Below are 18,282 nucleotides of genomic sequence, written 5' to 3'. Positions count from 1 at the left end.
TTTTTTATTTTACTCTAATTCGACTTAATGTTTCTTGACTTATTCCCAACATAGAAGCAATATGACCTAAGTTGGCAATTTGTGTTATTCTTGGATAAGCACTAATTAACAATTCATATTTCTCTTTGGCAGACAAAAAATAATATCCTTTATAAAACTCATCAATGACAGCCAATTCCTGCTCCATCATTAAGCGACCAAATCGTTCCAATTCTGGATGTTCTTGATATAACTTTTGCCAATTATCATAAGATATAGCAATTACTTTACACTCATCAATTGCTTCTAAGTATTCATTTGAAGGTTGCTGTAATACATAACTTCCCCAAGAAGTAAATAACGATTTATCTCCATAAACCCAATGGGTAATATCTTTTCCTTTTTGATATATAAAACTGCGCACACTTCCTTCCTTCAGAAAATATAAATATTTACACGTCTTACCTATGTTAAGAATTTGTTGACCTTTTTCAAAAGTTTCTTCATTAGCTACATTTAAAATATGTTCAACTGTTTCTTCACTTACATCAATAAATCCTTTAATATAATCTATAAACTCTTGCATGTTGCTAATTTAAACAAATTGATTTAGCTATATTTTTTTATTCTAAAAATATCATGCAATTATAATAACTACTTTAAAAAATAAAAAAGGTTTCATTATATAATGAAACCTTTTTTACTATAAATTAGATAAGTCTAAAACTTCTCCTTTTTCAATTCTTTTCTCATTAATTATAGGATAATGCATTTTCATTAACTCGAACATATAATCTAACGGAACTTCATTAAAAGTTCCATAATCATCTAAATATTCCATAAACTTGTTTTCTTCATTACGATCATATTCGTGAAAAACAGAATCTTCTTCTCCATTAAATTCCAAAACATTTACGCCTAATAGGTCACATAATGTTTTATTAAAGGCTGGTGTTGCTTTTACCCACTTTTTATTTAAATAAACCTCAACATATCCGTGTGGAACTAACTCATCACTTTGCAAAGTTTCTACAATTTTATCTACCGCTAAATGGTTTTTCACCTTAGCCAACCCTAATCGACTCGGAATACCTTTTGCCCTTAATAAAGCAATTAAAATGGTTGCTTTCTCTAAACAATGTCCAGATGTTCTTTGCATTAAACTTGAAGCTTTCCAGTCTTTCTCATTTAAACTAAAATGATACGGGTAATACTCCCAAGTGTCTCTCACATACTCATAAGCCTTCACTGCATATTCATTTGGTGTAAGCTTTTCATGCTTTAAAGTTATATCCTCTATTGCATTTTGAACTATTTGATGTGAAAAATCAAAATAGAAATTTTCTTCAGTATACATAAGTCTTAATTACTCAAGTTATATATTCCTTTTGCCTCTTCTATGTGAGCGCAAATCTCTCTTCGGGCTTCTTTCACATTACTATGTGGTATTTGCCCATATTTTGCAAATGCTTGTAAGATAACCTCAGCATCTTCTTCTTTATCGAAAGAAACTACTAAATTCTTAATCGTATTTTCAAGTGAATTAAATGAATCAAAACCAATTGTTTTTAATAGTGCATTATGAATAGAATTATCAAACTTTCCTATTTCTTTCAGCTTCTTCATACGAAGTACTACACTTTCTAAAGCGTAAATTGTAATCAACATATCAGAAATAAGCATTGCTATTTCTTGTTCTTCCGCTAGTTGCGTCATGTATTGCTGCGCACATACTCCTGTAGTAACAACACATAAACTTCTTAAGTTGGATACTACCTGTTCATATCTTTCAATACTATCTTCTGAAAAAGAATCGATAGGCTCAGAAAGCACAGACATTAACTGCGTATATGGTGTAAAGAAATCTATTTCTCCCTTCATTCCTTTTTTAAGGAACTCTTTGATTATAACAAGTCTATTAATTTCATTAGTTCCTTCAAAAATTCTACTAATACGTGCTCCTCTGTACAATCTTTCTACAGGAGATTCTGCAGAGAACCCCATTCCTCCATATATTTGAATACTCTCATCTACAATAAAATCTTGTATTTCTGAACCAAAAACCTTAGCAATGGCACACTCAATACTAAATTCTTTTAAAGCTTCTATTTTTGCTTCTGAAAAAGACATGGTTTTAGACAGCACTTCACAATTTGTATCTATAGCATTGGCTACTCTATAAACGATAGCTTCATTGGTGAAAATTTTACTTGTCATTTTTGCTATTTTATCTTTCATAGCACCAAATTCGAGTATTGATTTACCGAATTGTTCTCTTTCTATTGCATAATTTACACTGTGTTCCAATGCCAATTTACCTATTCCTAAACAAGAAGCTGCTAGTTTAATTCGCCCAGTGTTTAAAGTATTTAAGGCTATTTTAAGCCCCTTGTTTCGTTCTCCTAATAAATGGGTTGATGGAACGATTGTATTTTCAAAAAATACTTGCCTTGTACTCCAACCTGATAATCCCATTTTCTTTTCTTCTGGACCAAAACTGATTCCTCCGAAGTTTTTATCTACAACAAAGGCCGATAAGTTCTTGTCGTCTTCAATTTTTGCAAACACAATAAACATATTAGCAATTCCTGCATTTGAAATCCAAGCTTTCTGACCATTGATTATATAGTCTCCATTATTATTAATCGTAGCTTTTGTTTTACCGGCATTCGCATCACTTCCTGCATTTGGTTCTGTTAGTGCAAAGGCTGAAATAAACGTTCCATCAGTCATTTTTGAAATATAATGTTCTTTTAAAAAATCACTTCCATATAATAACACTGGAGCAATACCAATACTTGTTTGTACTCCTAAGGCTCCTCCAAATGAATATCCTTTACTCATTGATTCTACAAAGTGAAGTACATCTTTTAAAGATAAATTGACTCCATCATACTCTTCAGAAACTTCTAAACTCAGAAAACCTAACTCACCACACTTTTTAAGTAATTCTGGAGTTTTATCTATTCCATTAATAGACTCTAATTCCTCCATATTTGGTGCTATTTCCGTTTCTAAAAATTGCGACGCTGCTTCTTGAATCATTATTGATTCTTCTGATTTTAACTCTGTCGTATAAAAATTATCAAGTGATTCATCCTTTACCAAAAATGAACCTCCAATATTCAAGGTTATTGCTTCTGTACTCATATCTCTTTGTTTAATTAGGCAAAAATGCCTAGACAAATATATAGATAAATTTCATTCAATAGGCAAAAATGCCTAATTTTGATTTTATGAATACAAAAGATCGCATCTTAGAAGCAGCTCTAAATCTCTTTAACAAAGAGGGGTACATGAATATTTCTAGTAAAACAATTAGTGAAGAAATGGGAATTAGTTATGGTAACCTATGCTATCACTTTCCTAAGAAAGACGATATAGTTCTTCGACTTCATCAAAATTTATTAGATGAAATGGATGACACTCTTGAAAATTTAGAAGGTGAAATTTTTGAATTTCATTTTATGCTTCAAAGTTTAAAGCAATTGATGGATTTAACCTTTAAATATCGTTTTTTCTTAGTAAATAGTTACGATATTATTACCCGTTACCCTAACATAAAAGCAAAAACTATAGAACGTTCCAAAGCATACCATTCCGTAATTTATAGAATCGCTATTTTCTTAATGGAAAATGAATACATGCATCCTACCAATGATGATAAGTTATTACGAAAAAAGATTCATGGATTGCTTATTATTTTTAATTCTTGGATTATTGATTACGCCGTTTTTTATGAAGATTCTTTGGATAAAGATACCGTAGAATCTACCTATTATATTAAACTGCTGTTTTCTATGATTCATTCTTCTTTAACTAAAAAAGGAAAAGATTCTTTCGCTAATGGATATCTTTCAATGATTTCATAAGACTTCTAAAACAAAGAAAAGTTGTAGTTTTACCCTTTTATTCTAAGATGACTATACAAGATTTAGTTGGAGACTATACCATTATTGGGAGTAATCAAAACGAAAATACTATTACCTATCGTGGTACATTAAATTTAACTTTAGATTTTAATAATAGAATACAAGCCAAGTGGTTAATTAATAATGAACAAGAACAATTTGGTCATGGCTTTTTTAAAAACAATATTTTAGTAATTAATTTCTATTACCAAGGAGAAGATAATCAAATTTACAAAGGTGTTGTGGTATACCAGTGTTTAACTAAAGATATACTAGATGGTTTTTGGTCAGAAAAACATGGAAATCCTCTATTTCTTGGAGAAGAACGTTGCTACCGAATAAAAGAAGAAAATGAACTATTAAACTAATGTCTTCTATGCAATGCCCATGTAACCCTAATAAAAAATACATCGATTGTTGTAAAATTGCACATACAAATATTGATGATGTAACAACTGCTGAACAATTAATGCGCTCGAGGTACAGTGCTTTTGTTTTGGCAGATATAGCTTATCTTCAAAAAAGCCATCACACTACTACTCGACCTAATAAAAGAGAAAAAAAAGAAATACTACAATGGACCAAATCGGTACAATGGTTAAAATTAGAAGTTTTAAACACCTCTAAAGGAGGCTCTAATGATATAATCGGTACAGTTGAATTTAAAGCTTATTTTATAGAAAACGGTCAAATAGATATTATTCATGAAAACTCTACTTTTTCTAAAGAAAATAATCATTGGGTGTATGTAACCGCCAAAAAATAAGTGATTCATCTAGTTTTTATATTTTAGCAAAAAATCTCAACCCTATGTTTAAAAAGAATACTCTTATCCTTGTTTTAATGCTAAGCTTCTTAGCAAAAGCACAGGATACTAAAAAAACTTTTCCTTTAAAATGGTCTGTAGGAGATCATAAAGTATATCTACATGAAATACAGAAAGTAGTTCAAAAAAAGGATACTGCTTTTTATGATAACCCAACGAGTTATACCACAGTTATTGATGTAAAAGACGAAACTCCAGAAAATTATACGCTAGATATCAAGTTTGTAAATCCTGCTTATAAATTGGCTACTTACATTTATAAAAACACAGTAAACGTCTTACCTGAACTAGAGCACCTTCATTATACCTATAGCCTTAATAAAAAAGACTACTCTTTAAATCTTTTAAACTGGAAAGATGTAAAAAAGGAGTACAAAAAAACCGCTAAAAAAATTCAAAACTACTTTTTTAGCGATATTAAGAAGAAGGATCCTAAAATGGCTCCAATGGGAAGTATGTTGTACTCATATATTGGCGGAGCAATAGACAAATTGCAAGTTGCTTATAGCTCTAAAAAAAGTATGGAAGACATTATGGATTCCGAAATAGCTTTTATTTTCAATTCTTTTGGTGAAGAGTTTAAAATTAATCACGAAACATCTACCGATGGAATAACCGCCATAAAGAAACTTAAAACACAATCTTTAAAAACTCTTGTAACAACAACGAATTCTGAAATTGATTCTAATGGTATTTTTTCTTCAGAAATAGTCTCATTATTTTTCTTGGTTCCAAATGATAACACAGATCAAAAACCAAAAAGTAGCTATCGAAAAATAACGGTACTAACAGAATTAGATTTTCAATCTTCTTGGTTAAAAAAATGGAGTAGAGAAGACAAAACCCTTAGTAATAAAAAACTCGCTAAAGGAAATAGGACAACTATTACCTTGCAAAAACAATAATTACTTTGACACCTAAAATCCAGCATTAATGCTGGCTTTTTTTATTGTTTCTCAATTTTAATGCAGTTTATTTCTATCCTTTAATTAATTCAAAAAACTCCATATTAAAATCTTTTTCTTAGCTTTAGCAAAACCTTTATTTATGCTGAACTCTCAAAAGATTACTCGGTTATTTGACTTTCCGTATTATCAATTAGAAAATTACCCTCAATCTCATTGTCTTGTGCATAAAGCCAATGATGTATGGGTGAGTACTTCTACCGAGTCTTATATACAGGAAATTAATAAAGTAAGTGCTTCTTTAATAAAATTAGGAATAAAAAAAGGAGATAAGATTGCAGTGATTGTTTCTCAAAACTCTCCTAAATGGCACATTCTAGATATTGGAATTTTACAAATTGGTGCTATCAACGTTCCTCTTTATCCTACCTTCTCTGAAAAAGATTACGCATATATTTTAGATCATTCAGATAGTGTATATTGTTTTGTGTCGGATAATGAACTCTATCAAAAAGTAACTAAAGTAAAAGCACAAACTCAACTGCAAAAAGTTTTTTCTTTTGAAGATTTAGCTACTGATTATGATTGGAACACTTTTATAAATATTGGCTCAGAAAGTGATTTTTCTTCAGAAATAGACACATTGAAAAAAGCTATTCAACCAGAAGAATTGGCCACCATTATTTATACTTCAGGAACTACTGGAACTCCAAAAGGTGTTATGTTAAGTCATCGAAATATTGTAGATAATATTTTTGCTGTTTCTAAACGAATCGATTTACATGACAATAAGAAAAGAGTGGTTAGTTATCTTCCTATTTGTCATATTTTCGAAAGAGCTTCTGCCTATTATTGTCAAGGAATGGGATTTGAAATTCATTTTGCTGAAAGCATTGAAAAAATTGGCGATAATTTGAAAGAGATACAACCGCATTATATGGCTGTTGTACCTAGACTTTTAGAAAAGGTATTTGATAAAATTGTAGATAAAGGGAGTAATCTTACAGGAATAAAAAAAATGCTCTTTTATTGGTCTTTAAACCTTGGAGAAGACTATAAACCTTATAAAGAAAATGGTTGGTGGTATGAATTTCAGCTCAAGCTTGCTCGAAAATTAGTTTTTAAAAAATGGAGAGAAGCACTTGGCAATCATTTACATTTTATGGTAGCTGGGAGTGCACCAACTCAGGCACGTTTAATTCGTGTATTTACCGCTGCAGGCATTCCTATTTTAGAAGGATATGGTATGACAGAAACATCTCCTGCGGTATCAGTTTCAGATATGCGTAACCGAGGGTTTAAAATAGGAACTGTTGGTCGTATTATCGAAGGAGTTGATGTAAAAATTGCAGATGATGGAGAAATTCTAGTAAAAGGATCACTTGTGATGCAAGGATATTATAAAAATGATGAGCTGACCAAAAAAACCATTCAAAATGGTTATCTACATACTGGAGATATTGGCAAGATTGATGAAGAGGGCTTTTTAAAAATAACAGATAGAAAAAAAGAGATTTTCAAAACTTCAGGAGGAAAATATATTGCACCTGCAGTTTTAGAAAGCGAGTTAAAGAAATCTCGATTTATTGAACAAATAATGGTTGTTGGTGAAGGACAAAAAATGCCTGCTGCCTTGGTTCAACTCGCTCCCGATTTTGTTACAGAATGGGCTAGTCGTCATAATCATACTATCAATGACATTTCAACCGATGAAAAACTCATTGCAAGAATTCAAAAAGAGGTTGACTTTTATAATAGAAAATTTGGTAAATGGGAACAAATTAAACGTTTTGAAATTACTCCAGACGTTTGGACTATTGAAGACGGACATTTGACTCCCACATTGAAAATGAAACGTAAAATTATTTTAGAAAAATACCAAAATCTCTACAAAAAAATATACAATCCACAATAAATCAAGCAATAAGATAAATCTTGTACAATCGACGTATTTTTCATACTTTGCAGAGCCCAAAATTTTGAATTTATGTCGATTGAAATTACGCGTCTTTTTGACTTTCCTTATTATCAACTAGAAAAATACAACTTAAAAAAATCTTTATCAACCAAATATGGTAATGAGTGGATTTCTTTATCTACCCAAGAATATATTGATCAAGCTAATACTTTAAGTAGAGCTTTAATAAGATTAGGAGTACAACCAAATGATAAAATTGCCGTAATTTCAACCAATAACAGAACAGAATGGAATGTATGTGATATTGGTATTTTACAAGTAGGTGCGCAAAACGTTCCTATTTACCCAACGATTTCTAAAGAAGATTACCAATACGTTTTAAATCATTCTGAAGCAACTTATTGCTTTGTTTCTGATACAGCTATTCTTGAAAAGCTTAACCAGATTAAAGATCAAACGAAACTCAAAGCTGTTTATACTTTTGATGATATTGATGGAGAGAAAAACTGGAAAGAGTTACTAGAATTAGGTAAAGATGCCAGTAACCAGCAAGAAGTAGAAGATAGAAAGGACAACGTAAAACCTAATGATTTAGCAACGTTAATTTATACTTCTGGTACTACAGGAAGGCCAAAAGGTGTTATGTTATCTCATAATAATATTGTTGCTAATGTTTTAAGCAGTGAAAAGAGAGTTCCGTTAACTTATGGTAACGAAAAGGGATTAAGCTTCTTACCAGTCTGTCATATTTTTGAACGAATGATATTGTATTTATATCAATATTGTGGTGTTTCCATTTATTTTGCCGAATCTATTGAAAAATTAAGTGAAAATGCCCAAGAAATTAAGCCAAATGTTATGACGGCTGTTCCTAGATTGTATGAAAAGATTTACGATAAAATTTATGCAAAGGGGGCTGAATTAACTGGTATTAAAAAGAAGTTATTCTTCTGGGCTATTGAATTAGGGTTACAATTTAAACCTTATGGAGCCAACGGATGGATGTACGAAAAGAAATTAAACATAGCTCGAAAATTGATTTTCTCTAAATGGCAAGCCGCACTTGGAGGAGAATTAAAGTTAATGGTATCGGGTTCTGCTGCCTTACAATCTCGCTTAACAAGAGTTTTTGCTGCTGCAGGAATGCCTGTTATGGAAGGTTATGGTTTAACAGAAACATCACCTGTTATTTCTGTAAATGATGTAAGAAATGGTGGTTTTAGAGTTGGAACTGTTGGTAGAATAATTGATGGTGTTGAAGTAAAACTTGCTGAAACCGGAGAAATATTAGTCAAAGGTCCGAACATAATGCAAGGGTATTATAAGGATCCTGAGAAAACCGCAGAAGTTTTAAAAGATGGGTATTTCCATACGGGAGATAAAGGAGAAATTAGTGAAGATGGTTTCTTAAAAATTACTGGACGTACTAAAGAAATGTTCAAGACTTCAGGTGGTAAATATGTAGTTCCCCCTTTGTTAGAAGGAGAATTAAAACAATCTCGTTTTATTGAGCAAATTATGGTTGTTGGTGAAGGAGAAAAAATGCCAGCTGCTTTAATTCAACCAAACTTTGAATTTGTTAGAGAATGGGCTGAAAGACATCAGCTTGAATTAGGAGACAATGCTTCAGTAATAGCAAATCCTAAAGTTATTGAACGTATTCAAGAAGAAGTAGATAACTGCAACAAGAAGTTTGGTAAATGGGAGCAAATTAAACGATTCGAACTTACTCCAGATGAATGGTCTATTGATGGAGGGCATTTAACACCAACCATGAAAATGAAACGTAAAATTATAAAAGATATTTATAAAGATTTATACGATAAAATTTATAACTGTTAATCTATCAAAAGTGTTGCTGAGGCAGCACTTTTTCTTTCTCTAAGCATGTATAAATTACACTATTTCTCTTCTGATATTTCGAACTGTGAACTACCAAAACAGTTTACTTTTCCTTTTAATTATACACCTCATCCCTTGGCTAAGGTTGCTACAGAGGAACTACAGAACTATTTAGAAACCCAAAAGGACTTTAATCATGATTTCGGAATTGATAATCCAAATTCTCAAAATGCTTTAGGTAAAATGTTTGGGGTTTTAGTAGTTAAGGATTGTGATGGCAAATTAGGATATCTAGCTGCTTTCTCAGGAAAATTAGCCGAAAGTACCCAACATTCTTTTTTTGTACCTCCTATTTATGACATACTTGTAAAAGATGGCTTTTATCGTACTACCGAAAATGAACTAAATAAGATCAATAAAGAGATAGAAAGTATTGAAAATAATAGTAAGTACATCAACATCAAACGAAACTTCGAGTTGCAATATCAAAAACACAATTCCCTTTTAGCTACTGAAAAACAACATATAAAAACCAGACAAAAAACTCGAAAACAAACTTATAAAGCATTACAACAGAGCTTATCGGAGGAAGAAATAACAAGTTATCAAAACAAGCTCAATCAGCTTAAAATAAATGAAAGTTTTTATTTAAGAGAGTATGAAGTTTATTTGAACGATAAATTATATCCCTTAAAAACTGAATTAGATTCGTTTAAATCTCGAATAGAATTTCTTAAAAAGGAACGTGCTCAAAAATCCGCTTGGGTACAACAAGAAATCTTTAAGAACTATTCTTTTTTAAACACATCATCAGAAGAAAAAAACCTTCTTGATATTTTTTCTAACACCAAACAAAATATTCCAGCTGGTGCAGGTGATTGTAGTGCTCCTAAGTTATTACAATATGCTTTTTTAAACAACCTCACCCCTATTTGTATGGCTGAGTTTTGGTGGGGAAAGCCTTTAATTAGCTCTGTAAGAAAACATGGTTATTTTTACCCTGCTTGTGTAGGAAAATGCAAACCTATCCTATCCCATATGCTGGAAGGATTGCATGTTGAAGAAAACCCTATTTACGTTGAGTTAAAAGCAGCAAAAGAAATTGAAATTATTTATGAAGATGATACCTTAGCAGTTATCAACAAACCTGTTGATCTACTTTCTGTTTCTGGAACTGAGATTGAAGACTCTGTGTACACTCGAATGAAAAAAAGATATCCAAATGCTACTGGACCTCTTATTGTACATCGTTTGGACATGTCTACTTCTGGAATTCTACTAATTGCCAAGACAAAAGAAGCACATCATTTCTTACAAGATCAGTTTAAAGATAAAACCATTCAAAAGCGCTATGTAGCACTACTAGACGGAGTTCTCTCAGAAAAAAAAGGAGAGATTTCGCTTCCATTAAAAGTAGATTTTCATTATAGACCCAAACAAATGGTATGCTTTGATAAAGGAAAAAAAGCACTGACGAAATGGAAAACTGTCGAAGTTATTAATGGTAAAACTAAAGTTTACTTCTATCCAATTACTGGTAGAACTCACCAATTACGAATGCACGCTGCGCATCACTTAGGATTGAATACCCCAATTGTAGGTGATGATTTATATGGAAAAAAGACAAATAGACTTCATTTACATGCAGAATACATTGCTTTTATCCATCCTAAAACAAAGAAACAAATTGAATTTATGGTGAAGAGTGAGTTTTAATTTTTAAATTACCTATAATTGTTCATAAACTAAGACCTATGTTAAAAAGAAAATATAATGCTATATATCAAGATAAATATGGGGTAATCAGTGGAATGATTACAAATACTTTTACAGAAAAAAACTCACATGACAACTATTTATTAGAGTTAAAACTTAATAATACTTTCTTTAAAGGAGACACTTTTGATGGATTAGAACTACAAGAGCAGAATAATCAAGAAAAAGAATTAGAAAGGTTTTCCTTCAATAAAACTCAAATCTTTCATTCTAACAACTTTGTTAAAGAACTTACTGATTGTATGATTACTTTTGATGTAAGTTTAAACTTAATAAACACACAATCTTTAGCTTCTGAATCAATAGATGGTACAATAATTATTAGTCTGGGAAGATTCTCTCCCATTGATAATTCAATTATTAAAATCAAAACAATTATTAATAACTCAAATATTGAAGTAACAGGAGACTCTTTTGAAAAGCTTTTAGATAATTTAAAAAATAAAATAAAGGATAGTTACCTTCTAAAAAACTGCTATGGATGTAAATATTCAGATTACAGCCCATATGGAAGAGCTTCCTTTGGAGATATGATGTGTTTTAAACACTTAAAAGAAAAGTATTCAAAAGTTCATGATAAACTAGGCTTATTCGAAGTTATGGCCAATAATGAAATAATACAGGTTCTAGAGACCTATCTATGTAACCAATACCTACCAAGAAAAGAAAACACTGGCTATAGAGGTTAATAGATTTTATCTAAAACCTCCAACAAACAATCCTAGTAACTTTATTTCCTTGACTCATAGGAATTACTTTAAATTCTTTTACTCCCAACTTTTTACCAGAATTTTGTAAACTCTCTACATTTTCCTTTTTTGAAACCAAACTTGTAAACCATGTACTAGCTTTAGGTAATTGAGAGCTTTCATATAAGTAAGTATGTAAAAAGGCTTTTTCTCCACCGATATACCAAAGCTCATTAGCATTTCCTGCAAAATTACGTACAGCGTTGTTTCCTAAGTTTCTAGATTTTCTTCTATTCGCTCCCCTAGCCTCTTCTGCTGATTTGTAAAACGGAGGATTACACATAGTAACCGTAAATTGATCCTCCTTATTTACAATTCCTTTTAAAATATGGTTTTCATCTTTTTGAAACCTTAACTCTATCTGATTAGACAATTCATTTTTATCAATAATCTCCTGAGCATTTGCAAGAGATTTCGAATCGATATCAGATGCAACAAAATCCCAATTATGTACCGAATTTCCGAGTAATGGATAAATACAAGTCGCACCAGTACCTATATCTAAGACTTTTACATTCTCCTTCCCCTCTAATAAATCAGCTAAATGATGGATATAATCTACTCTTCCAGGTATAGGCGGACATAAGTTCTCATCTGGGAATTCCCAGTACGTAATTCCGTAGTAAGCAAATAATAAAGCCTTATTAAACTCCTTTACCGCAACTGGGTTTGAAAAATCGATAGTCTTTTTCCCAAACTTTTCAATGACAAATTTTTCAAGTTTCGAATATTTTGAAACTAGAATTTCAAAATCATATCCGTTATTATGTATATTTTGAAGATGTAAACTTTTTTGCTTGCTCATTAAAGTGTTAGTATTGTAAATTCTAACTGCAAAGGTTGCAAATTATCTTTTAACACAGTTATAAAACGAGCTCCATATTCTAAATAATATTCAGAAAAGTTTCGCTGACGCTCCTCTAAACTTTGATTTGGTAACATCTCATTTTGTATTTCTGTAATTCTAGTAACCAAATCTTGTTGTTTGCGTTTTTCAGCTCTTAACAAACGTTTCTCTAAATTTTCTAATCCTTTTAATTGTTTTTTTTCCTGAGCATTTACAGCTCCCACAAAAGAAACATCTGTTTGTACCGCAACTTCACGTAAGTTATCAAACTGATCTTGCAAAAACTTCTTTTGATTGGTAAAATCAACAGTAACCTCAGTATTCTCCAATACTTTTTTTGCCAACAAATCATTTTGCTTTAAAAATAACTCTTTAGTAGAAACTTGAAGTTTTTCTAGCTTTTTCGATTGCTTTTCAGAGATTACTTGTACTGAATTTCGTAACAAAAGAATTGGAAATGGTATCGCAACAGTTTCAAAATACTTCTTCAACTCCAACCAATATGCCATCTCTCCTCCTCCTCCAATATAACATAAATTTGGTAGGATAACTTCTTGATACAACGGACGCATGATTACATTTGGAGAAAAATGTTCTGGAGCATTTTCGACTTCCTCTATCAATGCTTCTTTAGTCCATTGAATATCGGTATTGTTAACTTTATAAACTCCGTTTTCCAAAATGATTCGTTCTCTTAAAGAATCGGTTAAGTAAAATAAGTTAATTTCTCTAGGGTTCACCTGAACTTTATAATCCTTTCCAAATTCCTCAATGGTTTCAGAAACCGCTTTGAAGGAAATTTGTTCCACTAATTCTCGTTTTACAAACGGGATAAACTGACGCTTTAACTCCCTATCATCTGCATCAATTACCACTAAACCATAGGTTCCAAATAACTCATTGGCTATAAAACGTGTTGCGTCTGCAAGATTATTATGTGCTATATAGGCTTTTGAAAACAACTCTTTTAGATATGTTGCATTCTTTGATGTTCCTAAATGATCAGAAAACACCTCCAACACCTCTTGCAATCCTTCCGTAGAAAAACGTCCTACTCCACCTGTTTGCTCAGAATTCCATTGAACTTTTTTCCCTTTGAAATTAAAATAATTGATTTCATCAAAATCATGATCTTCTGTTGCCATCCAATAAACGGGAACAAAATTTTTATCTGGAAATTGTATCCTTAACTCTTCACATAAATTAATAACCGATACAATTTTATAAAGAAAATATAACGGACCTGTGAATAGGTTTAATTGATGTCCTGTAGTAATTGTGAATGTATTAGACTTCTTTAACAACTGAATATTTTCTTGAGTTAAATCTGTTGTTTGAAAGTCTTTATATTGTTTTTCTAAGCTTGCTACTAAAACCTCTCTTGTTTCTTTTGTAAAAGAAGTTTCCTTATTACTAAGTTGTTTTTTAAATCCCTCCAAATTAGGAAATTCATTGTAGAAAGGACCCAATTTTGATGATTGCTCTAAGTAATCAATCATGGTTTTTGAGAAAAAACCAGTCTCTTTAAAAGGTAATTGTTTTACTTCCATTTAACTTCTCCTTTTAAATAGTGTATAAACATAAGGGCGCTCTCCTCCATAAGGATTTACAAAAGTGTGGTTAAAACTTTTCTCCAGTGAAAAATCATGACCTAATCTTTCTTGTAACATCTCGGTATTATATCGCTGTAAATTTAATCCACAGCATTTCTCTGCCCCATCCAATGCAAATACAGCTATTATTACATATCCATTTACCTTTACAATTTTCTTTAATAAATTGAAGTAAGCCGTTTTTTCTTCTTCCGTTAAAAAAAAGTGTAATACTGCTCTATCATTCCAAATATCAACTTTCTCAATATCACCTAATACTTTCGGTTCAACCAAATTGTCGGGTATAAAAGTAACCTGATTCGCTTGATCTTTTAAACGCTCCTTTATATCATTCAATGCCTTTTCAGACAAATCATTTGCTATCAATTGTGAATATCCATCGTGAAGTAATTCATCTATCAATAACGACGACCCAACTCCTACGCTTAATATTCTTGCGTTTTTATCAAGATTAGTCTCTTTAATTAAATCGATGGTTTCTTTTGAACTCTCTTCGTACCAACCTAACTTTTCTGTAGTATTTTTGGTATATGCTGTATTCCAGTGATCTTTATAATTAATAGTTTCTGGAATCGTACAATCATTCTCTTTTGTAGTCATAGTTCAAAAATAGTAAAATTTGATTCTCTGTCGTAGTTATAACAATCTTCTAACAGATTTTTAACTAGTTTCTTTTTTTAATCGTCTTTTTATCTATTTTTACAATTAGTTAAAAAATAACTATGCAATTTAAACATCCTGAAATTTTATACTTCTTAGGGCTTTTAATTATTCCTGTATTAGTTCATTTATTTCAATTGCAGCGCTTTGTAAAAGTGCCTTTTACCAATGTCGCCTTTTTACAAAAATTGGTTTTACAAACACGCAAAAGCTCTCAACTTAAAAAATGGTTAATCTTAGCATGTCGCTTATTATTGCTTGCTGGATTAATAATTGCTTTTGCTCAACCATATTTTAGCAACCAAAACATTCAAGAAAAAAAATCGTTTCTCATTTATCTTGATAATTCATTAAGTTTAACAGCAAAAGGAACCAAAGGTGATTTATTACCTGTTGCTAGTCAAGATATCATTGAAAACTTGCACAATGATGCAGAGTATACTCTATTAACTAATGATAACTTTCATAAAAATATTACGGCTGCTAGATTTCGTGAATTACTCTTAAATATAAAAGCAACTGGAAGTGTTTCAAACTTGAAAAACACTCTTTTGAAAATTAATGATTACAATAAAAATAATAAGGCACAAAATATTATTATTTCCGATTTTCAAAATGTTTCTAAATCTGACTTTCAAAATTTACAACCTGTTACCTCCTTTACACAGTTGATTCCAGAACTTCAAAGCAATCTTAGTATTGATAGTGTATCTGTAAACTCTGAAAACACCAATAATTTACAGGTAGATGTATTCGTAAAAAATGAAGGGAGTGCTAAAGAAAATGTTCCTATTAGTATTTTTAATAATACTACACTTATTAATAAACAAACCTTTGATATTACTAACAACAATACCCTAAAAGTATCTTTTCAAATTCAAAAAGCTGAAAAATTTATAGGGAAAGTTAGTATCAATGTAAATGATACATATGCTTTTGATAATACCTTCCGATTTGTAATTGATTCGTCAAATAAAACAAATGTACTTGCCATAGGAAATAATACGGATTTCTTAAAGAGAATTTATACACTTACCGAATTTAATTTTGAAAGTTCTCCATTAAATGCCGTAAACTATAATACCATAGACAAACAACAGTTAATCATATTAAATGAGCTTGAAAGTATTCCTAATGGCTTACTAAACACTCTTATAAAGTACAGCAATGATGGTGGTAATATTGTAATCATTCCAAGTACTGAAATTGATCTAAATTCATACAATCAATTCTTTAAAAACACCAGCATAGGAAATATTACACAACAAAAAAAAGATACTTTAAAAATTACATCTATTAACTACGAACATCCCATTTTTAAGGGAGTATTTGAAAAAAAAGTAACTAATTTTCAATATCCAAACGCTACAGTACGTTACCAAACCACTCTTTCGAATGCTTCTACTTTAGTTAGCTTTGAAAACAATGAAGGTTTTATTCAACAAACTAGTACATCAAACTCAAAGATATTTTGGGTAGCTTCTCCATTGAACTCAGAAATAACCAATTTTACTAACTCCCCATTAGTTGTTCCAACCTTTTATAACATTGGATTATTGAGTTTACAACATCCTAAACTTTTTTATAGAATTGGAGAAGAAAATACAATTGAAGTATCAAAGCAATTAGGAAAAGATGAAATTCTATCAATTAGTAATAAAGAAACTTCATTCATTCCATTACAACAAGCTTTTCAAAACAAGGTTAAAATCACCACGAACGAACAACCTATTATTGCTGATTTCTATAATGTAGAACACAATCAAATTAGTATTAAAAACACTGCTTTTAATTATATTAAAGAAGAAAGTAATTTATCCTTTTTTAATATCAATCAATTAGCAGAAACACATAAAGATGTTAATATATCTACCTCTTTATCTGATACCTTAAAAAAAATTAACAATAAAAATAAAGTTCATTGGCTTTGGAAATGGTTTTTAACCTTGGCCATTGTATCTTTGCTTTTAGAAATTTTGATTTTAAAATTCTTCAAATCATGACAACGCTGCTAAAATCGGCAACCATAATTGACGCTTCAAGTCCGTATCACCAACAACAAAAAGACATTTTAATTGAAAATGGTATTATTACACAAATTGACAATACCATCACTCCTGAAAAAGACACACAAATTATTGAACTTGATAATTTACATGTTTCATCAGGTTGGTTTGATACCAGTGTATCTTTTGGAGAACCTGGATATGAAGAAAGAGAAACAATTGTTAATGGTCTTAATGTAGCTAGTAAAAGCGGGTTTACTGCTGTAGCTGTAAATCCTAACACTAACCCAATAGTTGATAATAAATCAGCTGTGGAGTTTATTATCAATAAAGCTTTCAATACTGCTACAAATGTATATCCGATTGGAGCCTTAACACAAAAAAGTGAAGGCATTGAAATGGCTGAACTTTTCGATATGCAACAATCAGGAGCTATCGCTTTTGGTGACTATAATAAACCGATAAGTAATGACAATTTGCTTAAAATAGCCTTACTCTATGCTCAAAACTTCAACGGTTTGATTATGAGTTTCCCAAAAAACAAAAGTATCGCCGGAGAAGGAATTGCCAATGAAGGTGTTAATGCTACAAGATTAGGGTTGAAAGGAATTCCTGCTTTAGCGGAAGAAATTCAGGTAGCTCGTGATTTATTTTTATTGGAATATACTGGCGGAAAATTACACATTCCAACTATTTCAACTAAAAAATCGGTTGAGTTAATAAGGCAAGCGAAAGCTAAAGGGTTAGATGTTTCTTGTAGTACTGCCGTACATAACTTAGTATTAAATGATGAAGAATTATTTGGGTTTGATGCCAATACTAAAGTTTCTCCACCATTAAGAACTCAAACAGATACCAAGGCCCTTATTGAGGGTATAAAAGATGGTACTATCGATATTATTACCTCTGATCATAATCCTATCGATGTAGAATATAAAAAAGTTGAATTTGCCATTGCTAAAAACGGAACCATAGGATTGGAAAGTGCATATACAGCTTTAAATACAATTTTAGATACCGAAACTATTGTTAAATGTTTAAGCGAAAATCCAAAAAAGCGATTTGGATTAGTAACTAATTCCGTTCAAGAAAATCAAAAAGCTGACTTAACTCTATTTAATCCTGAAGGAAGTTATACGTTTACTGAGAAGCATGTACTATCTACTTCTAAGAATAGTATTTTCCTACAAAAAGAATTAAAAGGTACCGTTTACGGTAGTATCAACAATAACATAACAGTTTTATCTTAA

Annotated in this window: 16 protein-coding genes; 10 read left to right on the top strand and 6 right to left on the bottom strand. The window is 30.9% G+C overall.

The window, feature by feature from the left end:
* Positions 1–4: 4 nt before the first annotated feature.
* From ABNT22_RS08155 to ABNT22_RS08145, 3 genes are all read right to left on the bottom strand, one after another.
* Positions 5–565: a Crp/Fnr family transcriptional regulator gene (locus tag ABNT22_RS08155; protein WP_348718859.1), complete on the bottom strand. Its 561-nt coding sequence runs from the start codon at positions 563–565 to the stop codon at positions 5–7.
* A gap of 117 nt (positions 566–682) precedes the next feature.
* Positions 683–1,336 (bottom strand): transglutaminase-like domain-containing protein, encoded by a 654-nt coding sequence (locus tag ABNT22_RS08150; RefSeq protein WP_348718860.1) that lies wholly within the window; start codon positions 1,334–1,336, stop codon positions 683–685.
* A 5-nt stretch (positions 1,337–1,341) separates the two neighbouring features.
* On the bottom strand, positions 1,342–3,129 hold the full coding sequence (locus tag ABNT22_RS08145) for an acyl-CoA dehydrogenase family protein (RefSeq protein ID WP_348718861.1): 1,788 nt from the start codon (positions 3,127–3,129) through the stop codon (positions 1,342–1,344).
* A gap of 86 nt (positions 3,130–3,215) precedes the next feature.
* Between ABNT22_RS08145 and ABNT22_RS08140 the strand changes: the two genes are divergently transcribed.
* The 8 genes from ABNT22_RS08140 to ABNT22_RS08105 all read left to right on the top strand — a co-directional run bounded on the left by ABNT22_RS08140 (position 3,216) and on the right by ABNT22_RS08105 (position 11,846).
* Positions 3,216–3,851: a TetR/AcrR family transcriptional regulator gene (locus ABNT22_RS08140; RefSeq protein WP_348718862.1), complete on the top strand. Its 636-nt coding sequence runs from the start codon at positions 3,216–3,218 to the stop codon at positions 3,849–3,851.
* Between the two features lie 47 nt (positions 3,852–3,898).
* Positions 3,899–4,258 (top strand): hypothetical protein, encoded by a 360-nt coding sequence (locus tag ABNT22_RS08135; protein WP_348718863.1) that lies wholly within the window; start codon positions 3,899–3,901, stop codon positions 4,256–4,258.
* Entirely contained in the window at positions 4,258–4,656 is a 399-nt protein-coding gene (locus ABNT22_RS08130) for a YchJ family protein (protein WP_348718864.1), read from the top strand. Before ABNT22_RS08135 ends, ABNT22_RS08130 begins: the two co-directional genes overlap by 1 nt.
* 44 nt (positions 4,657–4,700) lie before the next feature.
* Positions 4,701–5,621 (top strand): hypothetical protein, encoded by a 921-nt coding sequence (locus ABNT22_RS08125; RefSeq protein WP_348718865.1) that lies wholly within the window; start codon positions 4,701–4,703, stop codon positions 5,619–5,621.
* A 142-nt stretch (positions 5,622–5,763) separates the two neighbouring features.
* Entirely contained in the window at positions 5,764–7,536 is a 1,773-nt protein-coding gene (locus tag ABNT22_RS08120) for a long-chain fatty acid--CoA ligase (protein ID WP_348718867.1), read from the top strand.
* A gap of 72 nt (positions 7,537–7,608) precedes the next feature.
* Positions 7,609–9,381, top strand: coding sequence for a long-chain fatty acid--CoA ligase (locus ABNT22_RS08115; RefSeq protein ID WP_348718869.1), 1,773 nt, complete (start codon positions 7,609–7,611; stop codon positions 9,379–9,381).
* A 45-nt stretch (positions 9,382–9,426) separates the two neighbouring features.
* Positions 9,427–11,097: an RluA family pseudouridine synthase gene (locus ABNT22_RS08110; protein ID WP_348718870.1), complete on the top strand. Its 1,671-nt coding sequence runs from the start codon at positions 9,427–9,429 to the stop codon at positions 11,095–11,097.
* Positions 11,098–11,135: 38 nt separating this feature from the next.
* Complete coding sequence (locus ABNT22_RS08105) at positions 11,136–11,846, top strand: DUF6304 family protein (protein ID WP_348718872.1); 711 nt, start codon at positions 11,136–11,138, stop codon at positions 11,844–11,846.
* 10 nt (positions 11,847–11,856) lie between these two features.
* On the opposite strand, the gene rlmF is transcribed toward ABNT22_RS08105, so the two are convergent.
* Genes rlmF through ABNT22_RS08090 form a run of 3 tightly spaced genes read right to left on the bottom strand, consistent with a single transcriptional unit; the run spans position 11,857 to position 14,966 of the window.
* On the bottom strand, positions 11,857–12,711 hold the full coding sequence (gene rlmF, locus ABNT22_RS08100; RefSeq protein WP_348718873.1) for a 23S rRNA (adenine(1618)-N(6))-methyltransferase RlmF: 855 nt from the start codon (positions 12,709–12,711) through the stop codon (positions 11,857–11,859).
* Complete coding sequence (gene bshC / locus ABNT22_RS08095) at positions 12,711–14,303, bottom strand: bacillithiol biosynthesis cysteine-adding enzyme BshC (protein WP_348718874.1); 1,593 nt, start codon at positions 14,301–14,303, stop codon at positions 12,711–12,713. Before bshC ends, rlmF begins: the two co-directional genes overlap by 1 nt.
* Complete coding sequence (locus ABNT22_RS08090; RefSeq protein WP_348718875.1) at positions 14,304–14,966, bottom strand: class I SAM-dependent methyltransferase; 663 nt, start codon at positions 14,964–14,966, stop codon at positions 14,304–14,306.
* A gap of 122 nt (positions 14,967–15,088) precedes the next feature.
* On the opposite strand from ABNT22_RS08090, the gene ABNT22_RS08085 reads away from it, so the two are divergent.
* Positions 15,089–17,029 carry a BatA domain-containing protein gene (locus ABNT22_RS08085; protein WP_348718876.1) on the top strand — a complete coding sequence of 647 codons (1,941 nt, stop codon included), beginning with the start codon at positions 15,089–15,091 and terminating at the stop codon, positions 17,027–17,029.
* Positions 17,026–18,282, top strand: a complete 1,257-nt coding sequence (locus tag ABNT22_RS08080; protein ID WP_348718878.1) for a dihydroorotase — start codon at positions 17,026–17,028, stop codon at positions 18,280–18,282. Before ABNT22_RS08085 ends, ABNT22_RS08080 begins: the two co-directional genes overlap by 4 nt.

This window comes from Tenacibaculum sp. 190130A14a, assembly GCF_964048965.1.
GTDB lineage: Bacteria > Bacteroidota > Bacteroidia > Flavobacteriales > Flavobacteriaceae > Polaribacter > Polaribacter polynesiense.
Note: the sequence above shows the minus strand (reverse complement) of the source record. Positions and strands in the feature narration are given on the sequence as shown.

Coding starts and splice junctions, on each gene's coding strand:
- ABNT22_RS08155 (WP_348718859.1), bottom strand. CDS start 565: ATGCAAGAGTTTATAGATTATATTAAAGGATTTATTGATGTAAGTGAA.
- ABNT22_RS08150 (WP_348718860.1), bottom strand. CDS start 1,336: ATGTATACTGAAGAAAATTTCTATTTTGATTTTTCACATCAAATAGTT.
- ABNT22_RS08145 (WP_348718861.1), bottom strand. CDS start 3,129: ATGAGTACAGAAGCAATAACCTTGAATATTGGAGGTTCATTTTTGGTA.
- ABNT22_RS08140 (WP_348718862.1), top strand. CDS start 3,216: ATGAATACAAAAGATCGCATCTTAGAAGCAGCTCTAAATCTCTTTAAC.
- ABNT22_RS08135 (WP_348718863.1), top strand. CDS start 3,899: ATGACTATACAAGATTTAGTTGGAGACTATACCATTATTGGGAGTAAT.
- ABNT22_RS08130 (WP_348718864.1), top strand. CDS start 4,258: ATGTCTTCTATGCAATGCCCATGTAACCCTAATAAAAAATACATCGAT.
- ABNT22_RS08125 (WP_348718865.1), top strand. CDS start 4,701: ATGTTTAAAAAGAATACTCTTATCCTTGTTTTAATGCTAAGCTTCTTA.
- ABNT22_RS08120 (WP_348718867.1), top strand. CDS start 5,764: ATGCTGAACTCTCAAAAGATTACTCGGTTATTTGACTTTCCGTATTAT.
- ABNT22_RS08115 (WP_348718869.1), top strand. CDS start 7,609: ATGTCGATTGAAATTACGCGTCTTTTTGACTTTCCTTATTATCAACTA.
- ABNT22_RS08110 (WP_348718870.1), top strand. CDS start 9,427: ATGTATAAATTACACTATTTCTCTTCTGATATTTCGAACTGTGAACTA.
- ABNT22_RS08105 (WP_348718872.1), top strand. CDS start 11,136: ATGTTAAAAAGAAAATATAATGCTATATATCAAGATAAATATGGGGTA.
- rlmF (WP_348718873.1), bottom strand. CDS start 12,711: ATGAGCAAGCAAAAAAGTTTACATCTTCAAAATATACATAATAACGGA.
- bshC (WP_348718874.1), bottom strand. CDS start 14,303: ATGGAAGTAAAACAATTACCTTTTAAAGAGACTGGTTTTTTCTCAAAA.
- ABNT22_RS08090 (WP_348718875.1), bottom strand. CDS start 14,966: ATGACTACAAAAGAGAATGATTGTACGATTCCAGAAACTATTAATTAT.
- ABNT22_RS08085 (WP_348718876.1), top strand. CDS start 15,089: ATGCAATTTAAACATCCTGAAATTTTATACTTCTTAGGGCTTTTAATT.
- ABNT22_RS08080 (WP_348718878.1), top strand. CDS start 17,026: ATGACAACGCTGCTAAAATCGGCAACCATAATTGACGCTTCAAGTCCG.